At 59.8% G+C, this 15,884-nt stretch carries 11 protein-coding genes and 1 pseudogene; all 12 read left to right on the top strand.

Annotation, left to right across the window (positions count from 1 at the left end):
• Positions 1–1,396 (top strand): annotated as a pseudogene (locus VFO93_RS00715) (hypothetical protein); the annotation flags it as partial.
• A 38-nt stretch (positions 1,397–1,434) separates the two neighbouring features.
• Positions 1,435–1,740, top strand: a complete 306-nt coding sequence (locus tag VFO93_RS00710) for a hypothetical protein (RefSeq protein ID WP_325132380.1) — start codon at positions 1,435–1,437, stop codon at positions 1,738–1,740.
• 142 nt (positions 1,741–1,882) lie between these two features.
• Positions 1,883–5,377, top strand: a complete 3,495-nt coding sequence (locus tag VFO93_RS00705; protein ID WP_325132379.1) for a DUF4175 family protein — start codon at positions 1,883–1,885, stop codon at positions 5,375–5,377.
• 187 nt (positions 5,378–5,564) lie between these two features.
• The gene (locus tag VFO93_RS00700; RefSeq protein WP_325132378.1) at positions 5,565–6,014 is read left to right on the top strand and encodes an ATP-binding protein; all 450 of its coding nucleotides are present in this window, start codon (positions 5,565–5,567) and stop codon (positions 6,012–6,014) included.
• Positions 6,011–6,478, top strand: coding sequence for an rRNA maturation RNase YbeY (ybeY, locus tag VFO93_RS00695; RefSeq protein ID WP_325132377.1), 468 nt, complete (start codon positions 6,011–6,013; stop codon positions 6,476–6,478). Before VFO93_RS00700 ends, ybeY begins: the two co-directional genes overlap by 4 nt.
• 47 nt (positions 6,479–6,525) lie before the next feature.
• Positions 6,526–7,455 (top strand): hypothetical protein, encoded by a 930-nt coding sequence (locus tag VFO93_RS00690; RefSeq protein ID WP_325132376.1) that lies wholly within the window; start codon positions 6,526–6,528, stop codon positions 7,453–7,455.
• A gap of 74 nt (positions 7,456–7,529) precedes the next feature.
• Positions 7,530–8,225, top strand: a complete 696-nt coding sequence (locus tag VFO93_RS00685) for a GNAT family N-acetyltransferase (RefSeq protein ID WP_325132375.1) — start codon at positions 7,530–7,532, stop codon at positions 8,223–8,225.
• A gap of 373 nt (positions 8,226–8,598) precedes the next feature.
• Positions 8,599–10,467, top strand: coding sequence for a tRNA uridine-5-carboxymethylaminomethyl(34) synthesis enzyme MnmG (mnmG, locus tag VFO93_RS00680; protein ID WP_325132374.1), 1,869 nt, complete (start codon positions 8,599–8,601; stop codon positions 10,465–10,467).
• A gap of 162 nt (positions 10,468–10,629) precedes the next feature.
• On the top strand, positions 10,630–11,487 hold the full coding sequence (locus VFO93_RS00675; protein ID WP_325132373.1) for a class I SAM-dependent methyltransferase: 858 nt from the start codon (positions 10,630–10,632) through the stop codon (positions 11,485–11,487).
• A gap of 173 nt (positions 11,488–11,660) precedes the next feature.
• On the top strand, positions 11,661–13,304 hold the full coding sequence (locus VFO93_RS00670) for an Ig-like domain-containing domain (protein ID WP_325132372.1): 1,644 nt from the start codon (positions 11,661–11,663) through the stop codon (positions 13,302–13,304).
• Positions 13,305–14,429: 1,125 nt separating this feature from the next.
• The gene (locus VFO93_RS00665; protein WP_325132371.1) at positions 14,430–14,924 is read left to right on the top strand and encodes a DUF4385 domain-containing protein; all 495 of its coding nucleotides are present in this window, start codon (positions 14,430–14,432) and stop codon (positions 14,922–14,924) included.
• 108 nt (positions 14,925–15,032) lie between these two features.
• Entirely contained in the window at positions 15,033–15,527 is a 495-nt protein-coding gene (locus tag VFO93_RS00660) for a hypothetical protein (protein WP_325132370.1), read from the top strand.
• Positions 15,528–15,884: the final 357 nt, after the last annotated feature.

The raw sequence follows: 15,884 nt of genomic DNA, 5'->3' as shown, positions 1-15,884 counted from the left end.
CCAGCTGAGCCGGGGCACGGCGGGGCCGGCGCTGGCTTTACCCTTCACTTTTTTCACCCTCAAAAACCGCGTTGCCATGATGAACACACCGCTTTCTTCCCGTGGGCAGCTTGCCCGCTACTTCCTGGCCGGGCCGCTGCTGGTGCTGGCCGCCCTGGGCTACTCGGCCGCCCACGCCCGCGAGGCCGAGCCGGTATCGGCTGGTGCGGCCGAATTGCCAGGCCTGCTGGCCCCGGCCCCCGGCCCGGTAGTCGCGCCGGCCAGCCCGGCTTCTAATGCGCCGACTGCTACCGAGCAGCCAGTTGCGAAGCCTACGAAAGCGGTGCTAGGGCTACCGCAGGCCATCCGCGAGTATCTGGCCAGCAAGTACCCGCAAGGCAAAGTGACTGAAGTACTAACGGGTAGTTTTACGCCTGATGGCCCGGCGGGCTACGTGGTTGGGGTGAAGCAAAACAAGCAAACGCTGAATCTGGCGTTTGATACGACTGGGCTCTTTTTAAGAGAGATAAAGGGCAATTACAGACTTTATAAAGTAACAGGCTCCTTTAGCCCCGCGAAGCCGACAAGCATTCGGCCCGCCGCCAGCCCGCCCGCCCCGGCGGGCGCGGCCCAAACCGGCCCCGCGCCGCTCTACTACCTCGATGGGCAGGCGATAACCGAGGCGCAGTTCAGAGCGCTGAAGCCCGCCGACATCGCCAGCATCCAGATTTTGAAGGGCGAGCAGGCGCGCCAGATGGCCGGCGAAAAGGGTAGCGCCGGCATCGTCGTCGTGACGACGGAGGCCAACAAATCGGCGGCCAACGTGGTGGCCTTCAACCAGCGGGTGCAGCGCTACGCCCCGCTGCAAGCGGGTGCCATCAGCAACGGTTCGGCAACCTTTACGCCCGCAAAGAAGGTAGAATTTATGAGCCCGGAGGAAGCGTCAGCGCGCAAGCCCCCAGTAGCTTTCGCCCTGCCCGCCGACGCGCTCTACTACCTCGACGGCAAGCCCAGCACCCGGCAGGCGGTGGAGCAGCTCGACCAGAACAGCATTGCCAGCATGGATATACTAAAAGACCAGGCCCGCATCCGCCACTTTCCGGGCCTGGCCGACAGCCCGGATAAGGCGGTTATCGTCGTCACTACCAAGGCCAACGCCGACGCGCCCGAGGTGCGCGCCTTCGCCGACCAAGCCGATTTAGCGTCGGCTTATACCTCGCGGCCGGTAGGCACCAACTACCTGTGGCCCGCCACGCTGGCTTACATCACGGGCCACTACCCTGACGCCCGGCTTGGCGAGGTGAGCGAGCTGAAGCAGAAGACCTCCGGGACGGTAAAGTATCAGGTGCAGCTCATCAAGGGCAAGCGGCCTTTCTACGTGTATTTCTCACAGCAACAAGAGTTTATAGGAGAGTAAACCAGCTGGCTACAATCCTCTTTTCCTTTTCCAATATCATGTTTCCTTTTCGAACTAAGTTCGCCTCAGCTGGCCGCTTTGGCGGCGCTATTGCCCTGCTACTTGCGCTGGGCCTGGCGGGCTGCGAGCAGCCGCAGGCGCTGCCCGTAGCCGCCGCGCCCCTACCCGCTACTTCAGCGCAGCCCGACCGCTACTACCTCAATGCGCGGCTTTCAAGCAAAGAGGTGGTCGAGCTGCTCAACCCGCAAAGCATCACCCGGATGGATGTGTTGAAGGGCCAGCAGGCCGCCGACTACGCCCACGATGTCAGCGTGCGGGGCGTGGTGCTGGTGCAAACGCGGTAGCCTGGGTGAAGCCAACAATGGCCGGGTAGGGCGCGGGCGCAGCCCGTGAACTACCCGGCCATTGCGCGTCGTTGCACCAAAGAAGGTGTACCTTGTTGCGGCGCGGGCTGCCCGGGTGGCACCCGCCTTTTTGCTTATGACGATGGTAGCAGCACCCCCGGCGGCGGGGACTTCCCTCCAAGCCTTTCCGGCCCTAACCCAGGTGCGGGCCGAGCTCGATGCCTACAAGCGCAAGTTTTACCTGAGCCTACTAGTGCGCGGCGGGCTGATAACGGCGGCCTTGCTGCTGAGCTTGTTCGTGCTTTTTAATACGCTCGAATACTTCCTGTACTTGCCCACGGCGGTGCGTGCGGGGCTGCTGTTCAGCTTCTTGGCGCTGGCCGTGTACGCGGTGGGGAGCTGGCTATGGCAGCCGCTGGCCGCACTCGCCAACCTGCGCCGCCTGCTGAGCGACGAGCAGGCCGCCCGCCAGGTGGGTGAGCTGTTCCCGCAGGTGCAAGACCGCTTGCTGAACGCCCTCCAGCTGCAAGGCCAAGCCCGCGACAACGAGCTGCTGCTGGCCAGCCTCGAGCAGCGCGCCGCGCAGCTGCAAGGCGTGTCGTTTGCCCAGGGCATCGACATTCCGCAGCAAAGCCGCCCGCTCTGGAAGTACGTGCTGCCGCCGCTGGCCGTGCTGCTGCTGGCGCTGGCCTTTTTTCCGGCTTTTATTACCCAGAGCACTAGCCATATCTGGCACTTTCAACGGCAGTACTCGCGGCCCGCGCCGTTCGATTTTGTTATTAAAAACAAGGAGTTGCGGGTGTTTAAAGGCGAGAATTTCACGCTCGACGTGGCCGTGGTCGGCAAGGCGCTACCGGCCAGCCTCACCCTGTTTAGCAACGGGGCCGAGCAGCCGCTGACCAAGGTAAACGGCCGCAACGATACCTTCCGCTACACCTTCGAGCAGCCCACGCAGGACGTGACGTTTCAGCTCAGCGGGGCGGGCTTCGTGTCGCCGGAGTACCACCTGACAGTGGTGGAGCGGCCCGATTTGCGCGATTTCGCGGTGCGCGTGACCTACCCGGCCTACACCGGCCGCCCAACCGAAACCATCCGCAACGGCGGCAACCTGACGGTGCCCGAGGGCAGCCAGCTACGCTGGGAATTCAGCACGGCCGCCACCGAGGCGCTGAACCTCGTTTTTAGCCAGCCCACCGAAACCGTGGCTGGCACCCGCGACGGCGAAACCTTCGCCGTGGAGCGCCGGGCGCTGCGCTCGCAGCCCTATGCGGTGCGCCTGCAAAACGCGGCCAGCGTCAACCGCGACCCCATCGGCTACCAACTCACCGTAGTGCCCGACGCGCCGCCCACACTCACGGTGGAGGCGTTTTCGGACACGACTTCGCTGCGCTTCCTGGCCCTCGGCGGCACCGCCCAGGATGATTACGGCCTGACCGCGCTGCGCCTGCACTACCAGGTGCAGCGCGGCGGCAAGGGCGGCGCGTCTGTCAGCCGGCCGCTGGGCCTGCCCGGCGGCATAGGCGGCACCTACAGCTACACCTGGAACCTGACGCCGCTGAATTTGCAGCCCGGTGACCGGGTGACGTATTTTGTGGAAGCTACTGATAACGACGGCATTCACGGGCCGAAGAGCACGCGCTCGCGGCCGCTGGAATTCCGGCTGCCCAGCCGGCGCGAGCTCGATAAGCAACTGGCCACGCAGGCCAATTCGGTGGCCAGCGAGTTGAGTTCGGCGGCCAAGCAAAGCAAGCAGCTGGAGCGCGAGCTGGCCCAGAGCCAGAACAAGCTCAAAACCAAGCGCGAGATGAGCTTTCAGGACCGCAAGCAACTCGAAAACATGCTCGACCAGAAGCAGCAGCTCGACCAGCAGGTGCAGGCCATGCAGCAGAAGTTTGAGCAATTGCAGCAGCAAAACCAGCTCAGCCCCAAAAGCGAGGAGCTGGCCAAGAAAGCCGAGGAGCTCAAAAAGCTCATGAATGACCTGCTCGACCCCGAAACCAAGAAGCTCTACGACAAGCTGCAAAAGCTGCTGGAGCAGCAAAAGCAGCCCGACGCTGAGATGCAAAAGCTCTTGGCCCAGCTCGAAAACAAGGAGAACACCCTGCAAAAAGAGCTGGACCGCGCCCTCGAAATGTTCAAGCAGATGCAGTTTGAGCAGAAGGCCGAGCAAACCGCCGACCGCCTCGAACAGCTGGCCAAGGAAGAAGAAAAGCTGGCCGAAAAAACCGCCCAGAACGACAAAAACAACCCCGATAACCAGAGAACCAGCGAGCAGCAAACAGCCGAAAACCAGAAGCTCGCCCAGGAGCAAGCCAACAAGCGCCAGGACTTCGAAGACCTGAAAAAAGACCTCGCCGACCTCAAGCAGCAGGACAAGGAGATGGGCGACCAGAACGGCATGGACGAGCAAAAGCCCGACCAGCAGCAAACCGACCAGGACCTGGAGCAGGGCGAGCAGCAGCTGAGCAAAAACCAGAATCAGAAAGCCAGCCAAAGCCAGAAATCGGCCGCGCAGCGCATGAGGAAGATGGCCCAGAAAATGAAGGACCAGATGAGCGACGACGCCGAAGAGCAGGCGCAAAAGAACATCGACGGCCTGCGCGACATTCTGGATAACCTGGTCACGCTCAGCTTTGACCAGGAGAAATTGATGAAGGACTTCCGGGTGGTGGACCAGACCGACCCGCGCTTTGTGCAGCTCGGCCAGACCCAGCGCAAGCTGCGCGACGACTCGCAGATTATCCAGGATTCGCTGTACGCGCTGGCCAAGAAGGAGCCGCGCATCCAGACCTTCGTGACCCGCGAGGTGAGCGAAATGAACGGCCGCATGGAGGAATCGATGACCAACATCAAGCAGCGCGACGTGCCCCGCGCCACTACCACCCAGCAGCAGGCCATGACCAGCATGAACAACCTGGCTTTGATGCTATCCGACGCCTTGCAGCAGATGCAAAGCGAGATGCAGCAGATGAAGAATGGCCCCGCCAAGCCCGGCAGCGGCCAGGGCAAGCCCGGCAAAAAAGGCAAGGGCAATTCGCCCGGCATGGGCAGCCTCAGCAAGATGCAGCAGCAGCTCAACCAGCAGATTCAGCAGCTCTCGCAGAGCGGCAAAAGCGGCCGCGCCCTCTCGCAGGAGCTCGCCAAGCTGGCCGGCCAGCAGCAGATGCTGCGCCAGGCCATGCAGCAGCTCGACCGCGGCCAGCCGGGCGGCGGCCAGCCCGGTGGCAAAGACGGCAAGGGCGGTAAGGAAGGCAAAGACGGCAAGGACGGCCCCGGTGGCAAGGATGGGAAAGAGGGCAAGGATGGCCAGGGCGGCGGCACCGGCGAAATGAAGAAGCTGATGGAGCAGACCGAAACCGACCTCGTAAACAAGCGCCTCACCGAGCAAACCATTCAGCGCCAACAGCAAATCCTGACCCGGATGCTGGAAGCCGAGAAATCGGCCCGCGAGCGCGACCAGGACACCAAGCGCGAAGCCCAGACAGCGCAGTACCACGCGCCGGTTTTTCCGCCCGCGTTCGACAAATACAAGCCCGCCGCCAAAGACCAGCAAACCGACTTATTGCGCCGGGCCCAGCCTACGTACACGCCCTACTATCAGCAAAAAATCAGCGACTACTTCCAAAAAAATAAGTAGTTGCGCCGCAACCAACTGTCCGGCCGGGCGTAGGTAGCAAAATCAAAATGCTAGGGTTTGGGCAGGGTCTTGCCGCAGTGGAAAATAGCCACGGCACGGCCCTGCCTGAATTTTGCACCTGTTGCGCTACTTTTGCCCTTCTTTACATTACCGTAGCGCTGCCTTTTTTATTCCTTCGCCGCTCCCTATGAAGCAGGTTAAAATTCAGATTCCGTCGCTCGTGGAAAACATCCGCGTTGTGGAAAGCTTCATCGACAACTCCAAGGACACGTTCCATATCGAGGACGATATCTACGGCAATATCATGGTGGCCGTCACGGAGGCGGTCAATAACGCCATTCGCCACGGCAACAAGTTCGACAAGGACAAGAACGTGTACTTATCGCTGTTTGTCAATGAGAACCAGCTGAAGTTCGAGATTGAGGACGAAGGCACGGGCTTCGACTACAACAACCTCGACGACCCCACGGCCCCCGAAAACCTCGAAAACCCCGGCGGGCGCGGCATTTTCCTCATCCGCCACCTGGCTGATGAGGTGGAGTTCAGCAAAGACGGCCGCCGCCTGGAGCTGACCTTTGCCCTGCACCCCGGCGCCGCCCCCGAAGCCAACGCTACCTCCGAAGCCGCCGCTGCATGAGCAACGTAGCCGCCACTGGCGTGCGCTACTTCGAGGCGCCCGGCATCGAGTTTATTGTCGAAGACGTGCCGGCTTTCAGCCTGCACGATGCCGAAGACCTGGTGGCTTGGATTGAGCGCATCGCGGCGGTGCACGAGTACCGCATCGCGCAGCTTACGTTCATCTTCTGCACCGACGACTACCTGCACAAGCTCAACGTGGAGTACCTCGACCACGATACGCTCACCGACATTATCACCTTCGATAATGCCGACGACTCGGACGTGCTGGAGGGCGACATCTTCATCAGCGTAGAGCGCGTGGCCGACAATGCCAAAGACCTGGGCATCACCTTCCGCGACGAGTTGCACCGCGTCATGATTCACGGCGTGCTGCACCTGCTGGGCTACCACGACAAAGACTTGCTAAGCCAAACGGCCATGCGCCGCAAGGAAGATTACTGCCTGTCGCTGCGCACGTTCTAAGACAATTACCTTACACCAGGTCTTTTTAATACTGACCTCTGCCTGAGATGGAAAAACTGATAGTTGTTGTATCCTGCTACAAAAACGACTTTTTTCTTACTCGCACCTGCGTTGCTAGTGTCAAGTATTTTCATCCCGAGGCAGAAGTTTATCTATTGAAGGATTACCTGGCTGGCAGCTTTGATTCCAGCGAATTGGAGCAAGCCTTCCAGGTCAAAGTAATTGATTTAGGCAAGAAGGAATATGGCTGGGGTGCGGCAAAGGTTCACTTTGTACTATCCGAGATTTTTCGTAACGAACGGGTTTTTATCATAGATAGTGATACCGTATTCGTCGGCAGATTTTTACGTAAACTTTACGATAAAACAAAAGGAATAGATTTTGTAGTAGACCCGGAGTTTTACACGTCGCCTTACGACGGCAATGTACCGCTGCACTATTATAAATTTGATGAGTTAAAGAAATTTGACCCGGACTTTGTATTTCCAGGGTTTGTTTTCAATACCGGGCACCTGATAGTAACTCCCGGTAAAGTAACCCCACGTGATGCGTATGACTTGTTTGATATAAACACGTTTCCTTATTACAAACGGCTGGATATTTTATACATGCCCGACCAATCTCTTTTTAATTATTTATTTATAAAGATGAGAGATGCAGGGCAGCTCACCCTTACTCCCGTGCCACTAATGGCCTGGAGCGAGGGCAGCCAGGCTAAGGCTGTTGAATTGGAAGAAGTGAAGAAAGGCGATAAGTATGACTTTCTTATTCACTGGGCGGGCGCGCGGCGTATCTCTTACCTAAACGTAATGACCCGCTCCGACATTCTACTATTTTTTGAAGACTACTATTACACAAAGGTGCCTTTTGGGGCAATCAAGAAGCAAGCTCGACGTACAATTGCCGTATCAGACTATTATCTACGAAAAATATATCGAAAAACGTTAAAACCCTTGATAAAAAGGGAGCCAAATTAGCCTTATTTATACTTCTAATTTTAGCTCCTTTATTTTCCTACGGCTATATGGAGCGCACCCGCTCTCTTAGTTAAATGGCTGCTGGCCTGCCCGTCATTCCCGGCGAAATGCTGGACTACTACCTCAGCCAGGGTTACTACCGGATGCAACAGGACCTGTTTACCTGTCGCTTCCTGCCCCGCGAGGGCCAGCTCAACACCGTGCATTGGCTGCGCATCGTGCTGCCGCAAGTGCAGTACGGCCCCAAGCAGCGCCGCCTGCTGCGCCTGAATGAGCGGTTTTCAGTGTCGGTAAAGCCGCTTAGGCTTACTGCCGAATACGAGGCGCTCTACGCCCGCTACCGCCAAAACCTGGATTTTGATACCTCCGCCACCCTGGAAGCCCTGCTGCTGGATGGCGCCACGCACACGGTTTTCCGCACCGAAATCGTGGAGGTGCGCGACCAGGGCCAGCTCATTGCGGCCGGCATTCTGGATGCGGGCGCGGACAGTATCGCGGGCATCGTTAATTTTTACGACCCCGATTATCGCAAGCACAGCCTGGGCAGGTACCTGCTGCTGCTGAAAACCGAGTACGCCCGCCAGCAGCAAAAAGCTTACTATTACCCCGGCTACTTGGTGCACGGCGACCCGAAGTTTGACTACAAGCTTTTCGCCTGCCAGCCCGCTACCGAGGTGTTTGATGCGCTGAACAGCCAGTGGCTACCGTTTTCGTGGGAGGAAGTAAAGCAGCAGTCGGCAGCGATACTGGCCGAGTGGCTGCGGGAGTAACACCAAGCTCCAGCTTGGTGCCGCGCCAGGGTCGTTTTCACTTTTTAGCTAACCTAAGTTGCAGAGTAGCCCCAGCGGGGCGGCCCGTCGGTAGAAAACATTTCCCATCACTGTACCCAAGCCCCGTAGGGCGACCCAAGTAGGCAAATGGGTCGCCCCTACGGGGCTTGGGGGCGTTGAAGCTGACCTATTTTTCTACCGATGGGCCGCCCCGCTGGGGCTTCTGCTACTAGCTCGCAACTTGGGTTAGCTATGTAAACCGTAGTGCGCCCAGCGCTGGTACTTCGCTGAAATAGAAGTAATTTTGTAGATTCCTACCAGGCTACTCGCTGCGCCGCCGAACTATTTACGGCAAGCAAAAGCTTACGCTACTATGTTTCAGCAAGAAGAATACGACCTCATCGTAGTAGGCGCGGGCCACGCCGGCTGCGAAGCCGCGGCCGCCGCAGCCAACCTCGGCTCGAAGGTGCTGCTGGTGACGATGAACATGAACACCATCGCCCAGATGTCGTGCAACCCCGCCATGGGCGGCGTGGCTAAAGGCCAGATAGTGCGCGAGATAGATGCGCTGGGCGGGCAGTCGGGCCTCATCACCGACCGCACCATGATTCAGTTTCGGATGCTGAACCGCTCGAAGGGCCCCGCCATGTGGAGCCCGCGCGCCCAAAGCGACCGCATGCGCTTTGCCGAAGAGTGGCGCCTGACCCTGGAGCAGATTCCGAACGTGGATTTTTGGCAGGAAGCCGTGACCGGCTTGCTGATTGAAAACGATACGTGCGTAGGCATTCGCACCGCGCTGGGCGTTGAGTTTCGCAGCAAAACGGTGGTTTTGACCAACGGCACGTTTCTCAATGGCCTGATTCACATTGGCGAAAAGAACTTCGGGGGCGGCCGGGCGGCCGAGAAAAATAGCCGCGGCATTACCGAACAACTCATCGAGCTGGGTTTTGAGGCCGGGCGCATGAAAACCGGCACGCCGCCCCGTGTGGATGGCCGTTCGCTCGACTACTCCAAGATGGAAGTGCAGGACGGCGACGCGCTGCCCAGTCGCTTCTCATACCTCGACACGCCGGCGCTCACGCGCCAGCGGCCGTGCTACATCACGTACACCAACGAGCGAGTGCACGAGATTTTGAAGGAAGGCTTCGAGAAGTCGCCCATGTTTCAGGGGCGCATAAAGGGGCTGGGACCGCGGTACTGCCCGAGCGTGGAAGACAAAATCAACCGCTTCGCGGACAAAGACCGGCATCAGATATTCGTGGAGCCCGAGGGCTGGAACACGGTGGAATGCTACATCAACGGCTTCAGCAGCTCGCTGCCCGAGGACGTGCAGTACCGCGCCCTGCGCGAAATTGCGGGCTTCGAGAAAGCCAAGATGTTCCGCCCCGGCTACGCGATTGAATACGACTTTTTCCCGCCCACGCAGCTTACCAATACGCTGGAGACCAAGCCCGTGCGCAACCTCTGGCTGGCGGGCCAGATAAACGGCACCACTGGCTACGAAGAAGCCGCCTGCCAGGGCCTGATGGCCGGCATCAACGCCCATCAGCGCGCCCACGACAAGCCCGCCTTCACGCTCAAGCGCGATGAAGCCTACATCGGCGTGCTCATCGACGACCTCATTAATAAAGGCACCGAGGAGCCTTACCGCATGTTTACGAGCCGCGCCGAGCACCGCATTTTGCTGCGCCAGGACAACGCCGACCTGCGCCTGACGCCGATGGCCCACGCCCTGGGTTTGGCCAGCGACGAGCGCCTGGCCCGCGTGCGCCAGAAGGAAGCCGACACCGCCGCTGTACTCACGGTGCTGGAGAAATTTGGCATCGAGCCGGCCACAATAAACGGCTTTTTAGCGGAGCGCAGCTCGGCCGAGATTCACGAGAAAACCCGCGCCCTCAACTTGCTGCGCCGGCCCAACATCGAGCTGAGCGAACTGGTAGCCGCGCTGCCCGAGCTGGCCGAGAAGCTGGCCCCGTACAGCGCCGAGGCCCAGGAGCAAGCCATCATCCAAACCAAATACGAGACGTATTTGCAGAAGGAGCAGCAGCAGGCCCAGCGCATGCGCGAGCTGGAAGACTTCCAGATTCGGGGCCGCCTCAACTACGGGGCCATGCCCGCCCTCAGCCACGAGGCCCGCGAAAAGCTGCTCAAGATTCAGCCCGAAACGCTGGGGCAGGCCTCGCGCATCAGCGGCGTGAGCCCCGCCGACGTGTCGGTGCTGATGGTTTACCTTAATCGCTGATTTTTTCTTGGCGAGCAACAGCCCTGCGGACTGTTTTCGGCGAACTTTGCCCTTCTTACCCTAGCCGGTTTCGTTTGACTGAAAATCAGCGAAATCACGGTTAATCAGTGCTAATCAGTGATTGAGTTATTAACAAGTTGCCCGGTATGTGGCGGCCTGACTTTGCAAGACAAGCTGCGCGTGCAGGACAAATCGGTAAGCCAGGAAACCTTTACCATTCAGCAGTGCCAGGCGTGCGGGTTTCAGTTTACCAACCCGCGGCCTGCGGCGGCGCACATCGGCAAATACTACGAGTCGGACGCTTACGTATCGCACAACAGTGGCGCGCAAGGGCTGGTGAACCAGGTGTATAAAGCCGCGCGCTTCTTCACGGTGCGGCGCAAGGTGAACCTGATAAACCGGCTGAATGGCCGGGCCACGGGCCGCCTGCTCGACTACGGCTGCGGCACGGGCCACTTTTTGGCCGGGGCCAAAAAGGCGGGCTGGCAGGTGACGGGCCTGGAGCCCAACGCCCGCGCCCGCCACGATGCCGCCGCGCGCGTGGGCCAGCCCATTCTGGAGCCGGGCACGCTGGCCACGCTCGCGCCGGGCAGCTTCGACACCGTGACGCTGTGGCACGTGCTGGAGCACGTGCACACGCTCGGCGACACGCTGGCGCAGCTCATCCGGGTGCTGCGGCCGGGCGGCAAGCTGCTCATCGCGGTGCCCAACGTGGACAGCCTCGACGCCCAGCACTACGGCCCCGACTGGGCTGCCTACGACGTGCCGCGCCACCTCTACCACTTCGGGCCCGCGCCCATGCGCCGCCTGCTGGCCCGCCACAACCTGGCCTTGTGCGAAACCCTGCCCATGCCGCTCGATGCCTACTACGTGAGCTTGCTCTCGGAGCGCCACCGGCCGGCCGAAAAAGCGGGCGGGCTGCTGCGCGTGCTGCGCGCCGGCTACGCTTCCAACCAGCACGCGCAGCAGCACGGCGGGCAATATTCGAGCGTGCTGTATGTAGCGGAGCGCGGGGCGTAGGGCAGGCCGTAGCGCGAACTTTGTGGTTCGCGTTCGTCTAGGTGCTCGCCACTACACGCGAACTACAAAGTTCGCGCTACGGCCTGCCCTACGCGCCCATCTTTGTGCGGCCGCTGGGTAGCGGCCGTTTTGCGATAGCTTTTTGCGACTTGGCTAATTCTCTTTCTTTGGCAATGCGCGGGCTGCGCCCGCTGGCGGCCGTGGCCGGGCTGGCGGCGCTGGGCAGCTGCGCGGCCGTTAGCTCGCCGCAGGGTGGCCCGCGCGACCTCGTGGCCCCGCGCCTGGTAGCGACCTCGCCCGACAGCGCGGCCCGCAACGTGAAGCAGCAGTACATCCGGCTCACGTTTTCGGAGCCGGTGCAGGTGAAGGACTTGCCCAAAAACCTGCTCATCACCCCGCAGCTCGCCTCCGACAACCAGTACCAGCTGCGCGAAGACCGCAACAGCGTGAGTTTGCTGTTTCCGAAGCCGCTGGAGGCTAATACGACCTACTCGTTCAATTTCCGCAAGGCCATTGTGGATATCACCGAGAGCACGCCGGCCAAGTACCAGGCCCTGAGCTTCAGCACCGGCCCCAATATCGACTCGGCCCGCGTGCAAGGCACCGTGGCCGACCTGCTCACCAACCGCCCCGTGGCCGATGCCAGTGTGGGCCTCTACCGCGTGGCCGACACCGTGGGCGTGCGCCGGGGCCAGCCCTACTACCTCACGCGCACCGACAGCAAGGGCGAGTTTACGCTCAATTTTATTAAAAGCGGGCAGTATAACCTCTACGCCTGGGGCGATAAAAACAACAATGGCCGCTACGACGACGGCGAGAAAATAGCCTACCAGCCGGCCCCCATCGCCCTCACCGACACCACGCGCGCCCAAACCCTGCTGCTGGTGCGCCCCGACCGCCAGCCCCCGCGCCGCACCGGCGTCGAGCCCAGCGCCAGCCGCGTCAACCTGCGCTTCAACGAAGGCCTGCGCACGCTGAGCGTGGTGCCGGTGGCCAGCGCCCCGCCCGCCACGCTGGCCGCCGTGCAGGAAGCCGTGGACCTGGGCGACAACGGCACCTCGGCTATCCTATACAGAACGCCCGCCCTGGTAGATGGCCGCTACCTGCTGGCCGCCACCGACAGCGCCGGCAACACCGCCCGCGACACGCTGAATATCCGGTTTCCGGTGCCTACGGCCACCTCCAAAAAGGCCGCGCCCGTGGCGGGTACCAGCGTAGAGGGTAGCCCGCGCAGCGTATTCCGGCAGGGGCAGGTGAAGTTTAAGTTTCCGGTGCCGGTGCGCCTGGTGCCGGGCAAGCCGGTAGGCACGCTGGCCGAAGACTCCCTCAAGCGCCGCCCGCTGCGCCTGCCGGCCGATGGCTTTTTGAGTGCCGACCGCAGCAGCCTGACCATCAACCTCGATACCAAGGCCCAAAAAATGGTGGATATCAGCCTCGACAGCACCAGCATCGAGGCCATCACGGGGCAGTCGCTAGGGCTGCGGCGGCCGCTGCGCCTCACCGTCACCGACATCGACCCCAACGGCATCTTGCTGGGCACCTTCACGACCAAGTACCCGCAATTTGACTTGCAGCTGCTCGACGAGCAGTATAAAGTGGTGCGCCAATTGCGCTCGCCCAAGGGCCGCTACCGCTTCGACCATTTGCCGCCCGGCAGCTACCGCTTCCGGGTGCTCATCGACCAGGATGGCGACGGGCAGTGGCGCGGCGGCGACCCCGACCTGCGCCGCCCGCCCGAGCCCGTATACGTGTCGCCTACTTTGATAAAGCTGCGCGCCAATTTCCAACTGGATAACGCAGTCAAACTAGAGTTTTAAGAAGAATTTTTCCACTGCCCGGCCGCCGGTGCCAGCGCCTAGCCTGCGCTGGCGCCGGCGGCTTTTTTGTTGCGGTTTTCCACAGGGTAGTGCGGTTTAAGTCGTTTAGGCGGACTTCGAGCGGTAGTTTATCCACATTTGCAGCCTGCGCTTTTGAACGCGGGACGCTGCCGGGTGCGAAGACGCAATTTTGCCTTTCGGCATCGCCAGCATTGCCGAGAGGAAGTAGCCTACCCATTATATCCTACCCCCTGACCTGCCCGCCGTGCGACGCACGGCGGTGCCGGGGCGTCCATCTGGCAGCAAGTGGTCCTTGTGCAACTGGCAAAACTGCCAGCATACGCGCAGCTAGCCCTCTTCTAGGCACTTATCCACTGGCTGGCCGCAAAGTTGGCTGCTTTTCAACTCGTCGGGCAGTTACTTCCGCCGGTTATCCACGCTTTCAGGGCAAAAGGTGGATAAAACGCCCCTTTTTGCACAGCCCAGACGGCTATGGTGGATAACTTATCCCCATTTCCAGTTACTGAGGGCAGTTTTTACACGTTTTCCACGGGTTTTCCACGAAGTTATCCACGGCTGTCCACCGCTGTGGGCAAAATGGTGGATAACCCGGCTGATAACCGTGTACAACCCGTGGATAAGTTGGGGGTAACTTTTTTTGCTGGCGTAGCTGCCAACACAGTAGCGCGGCGCTGTGGACAACGGTGGATAACTATCCACCGCCAGAAGCGCTATCCACATCGGCCTTACCCTGTGAATAGTGGATAAGTGGATAACCCCTGTGAATAGTGGATAACTCGGCTAAGTAATTGTGAACTACTGAAATGATATTCACAATGGCTGTTGATAGCCGGTGGATAAGACTTTACTTGTGCACTTGTTATCCACGCTGTGGATAACGTTTCAGACTTGTCCACTTATCCACTGCCTTAATGGATGGAAATGAAAAAGATTTTAAAAAAAAGAATTTAATTAAACTTATTAGCTTGTGGAAAACTTCGGCCGGGTCGCGGCTTTTCCACGGGGCAGGGGAGAGGCGCGGTTGAAAAACGGCCCGCGCTGGGCCGGGCGGTGGAAAACCCCGGGGCTTATCCACACGAACAAGGCCAAAAGCCCGCCCGCGCCATGCCTTTCGACTACACCCTCGATTTCACTACCGTCGATTTTCGCCAGCACCCCGAGCTCTACCGCGTGGGCAAGGGCGAGCAGGGCGTACTACTGGTACAGCCCTACAAGGGCGAAATCCTGCCGCACTGGCGCTTTAAGGATGCGGCGGCGGCCCAGGAGTCATCGCAGGCCATCTGGGGGCTGCTGGAGGCTTATTTGAAGGCAGATGACTTTGTTGGGGCCGACATGGCGCGCAAATTCCTGCAAATGGGCTACACCCGCGCCCGGCGCTACGCCAACCACGCCGGCGGCAAGAAGTACGCCGGCCCCGTGCCCGCCGGCAAAAAAGGCCAGAGCGGAGCCCACGGCCGCGCCGAATTGCCGCGTAATCCACACCCCGATGTGGATAAAGTAGAAGCCGCCCGCATTTTCAAGCAGAAATGGGATGAGGCCCGCGCCCTACCCGAGTACCAGCGCCAGAAAGCCGCCTTCGAGGCCAAGTATGGGAAGTAGTGTAGGGTAAGCTTTAGCTTGCCTTTTATTGAAACCATCCTGGCGAACGGCAAGCTAAAGCTTACCATACATGCCGCCTACCTTTGTCTTTATCTAACCCCCACTTGTATGAATCCCCAAAATACCCCCAACAGCATCGAAGAAAACGAGATTATCCTGGGCACGGGCATGGGCCCGCTGCGCTTCGGGGCCACCATGGATGAGGTGCGGACCCTGGTGGGCGAGCCCGAGGAAATCGAAGAGTCGGAAGACGAGGACGACTTCGAGCACCAGGCCTGGAACTACTACGAAGACGACCACCTGCTGTCGCTGTACTTCGACCGCGAGGACGATTTCCGCCTCAGCTGCATCGAAACCGACAACCCCGGCCTGCGCCTCTTCGGCGAGCCCATCCACGGCCGCAGCCTCGACCAGATTCGCGACCTAATGCAGCGCCACGGCCAAACCAACCCCGAGCTCGAAACCATGGAAGGCGGCGAAGTGCGCCTGAGCTACGAAAAGTCGATGATTGACATGTATTTTGAAGAAGGCCAGCTGCAATTCGTCAATTTCGGCGTCTTTATCAACGATGAACTGGAGGTGCAGTGGCCCGCCAAGCAGTAGCGGTGGAAAACTCAAAAGCCGGAAAGGTTTCCCGGGATTGCCCCCTTTTTACAAAAGTTATCCACAAAATAGCCTGTTTTGGGTGTTGATAAGTGGATAACTCTGTGAAGGTGGGATTATTCCCAGGTTATGGAATCAGTGGCCTGCCAACTCACCTAGCAAAAAAGCCAACCCTAACCGGGTTGGCTTTTTTAGTTGGAGCAAGCGGCAATAGTCGGGCTTAGTCAGGTAGTTATACACATATTGACAGCTACTTGTGGATAAGTTGGTGAATAAGTAAGTTGCTATTTTAGGCCAGTAGAAAGCAAAGTCGCTCGGGGCGGGCTGCCGGCGTTGAGCCGGCTGTCCGCTCGTTGT

This window comes from Hymenobacter sp. (assembly GCF_035709525.1).
GTDB lineage: Bacteria > Bacteroidota > Bacteroidia > Cytophagales > Hymenobacteraceae > Hymenobacter.
The sequence above is the reverse complement of the archived record's forward strand: the minus strand, read 5'-3'. Positions and strand labels throughout refer to the sequence as shown.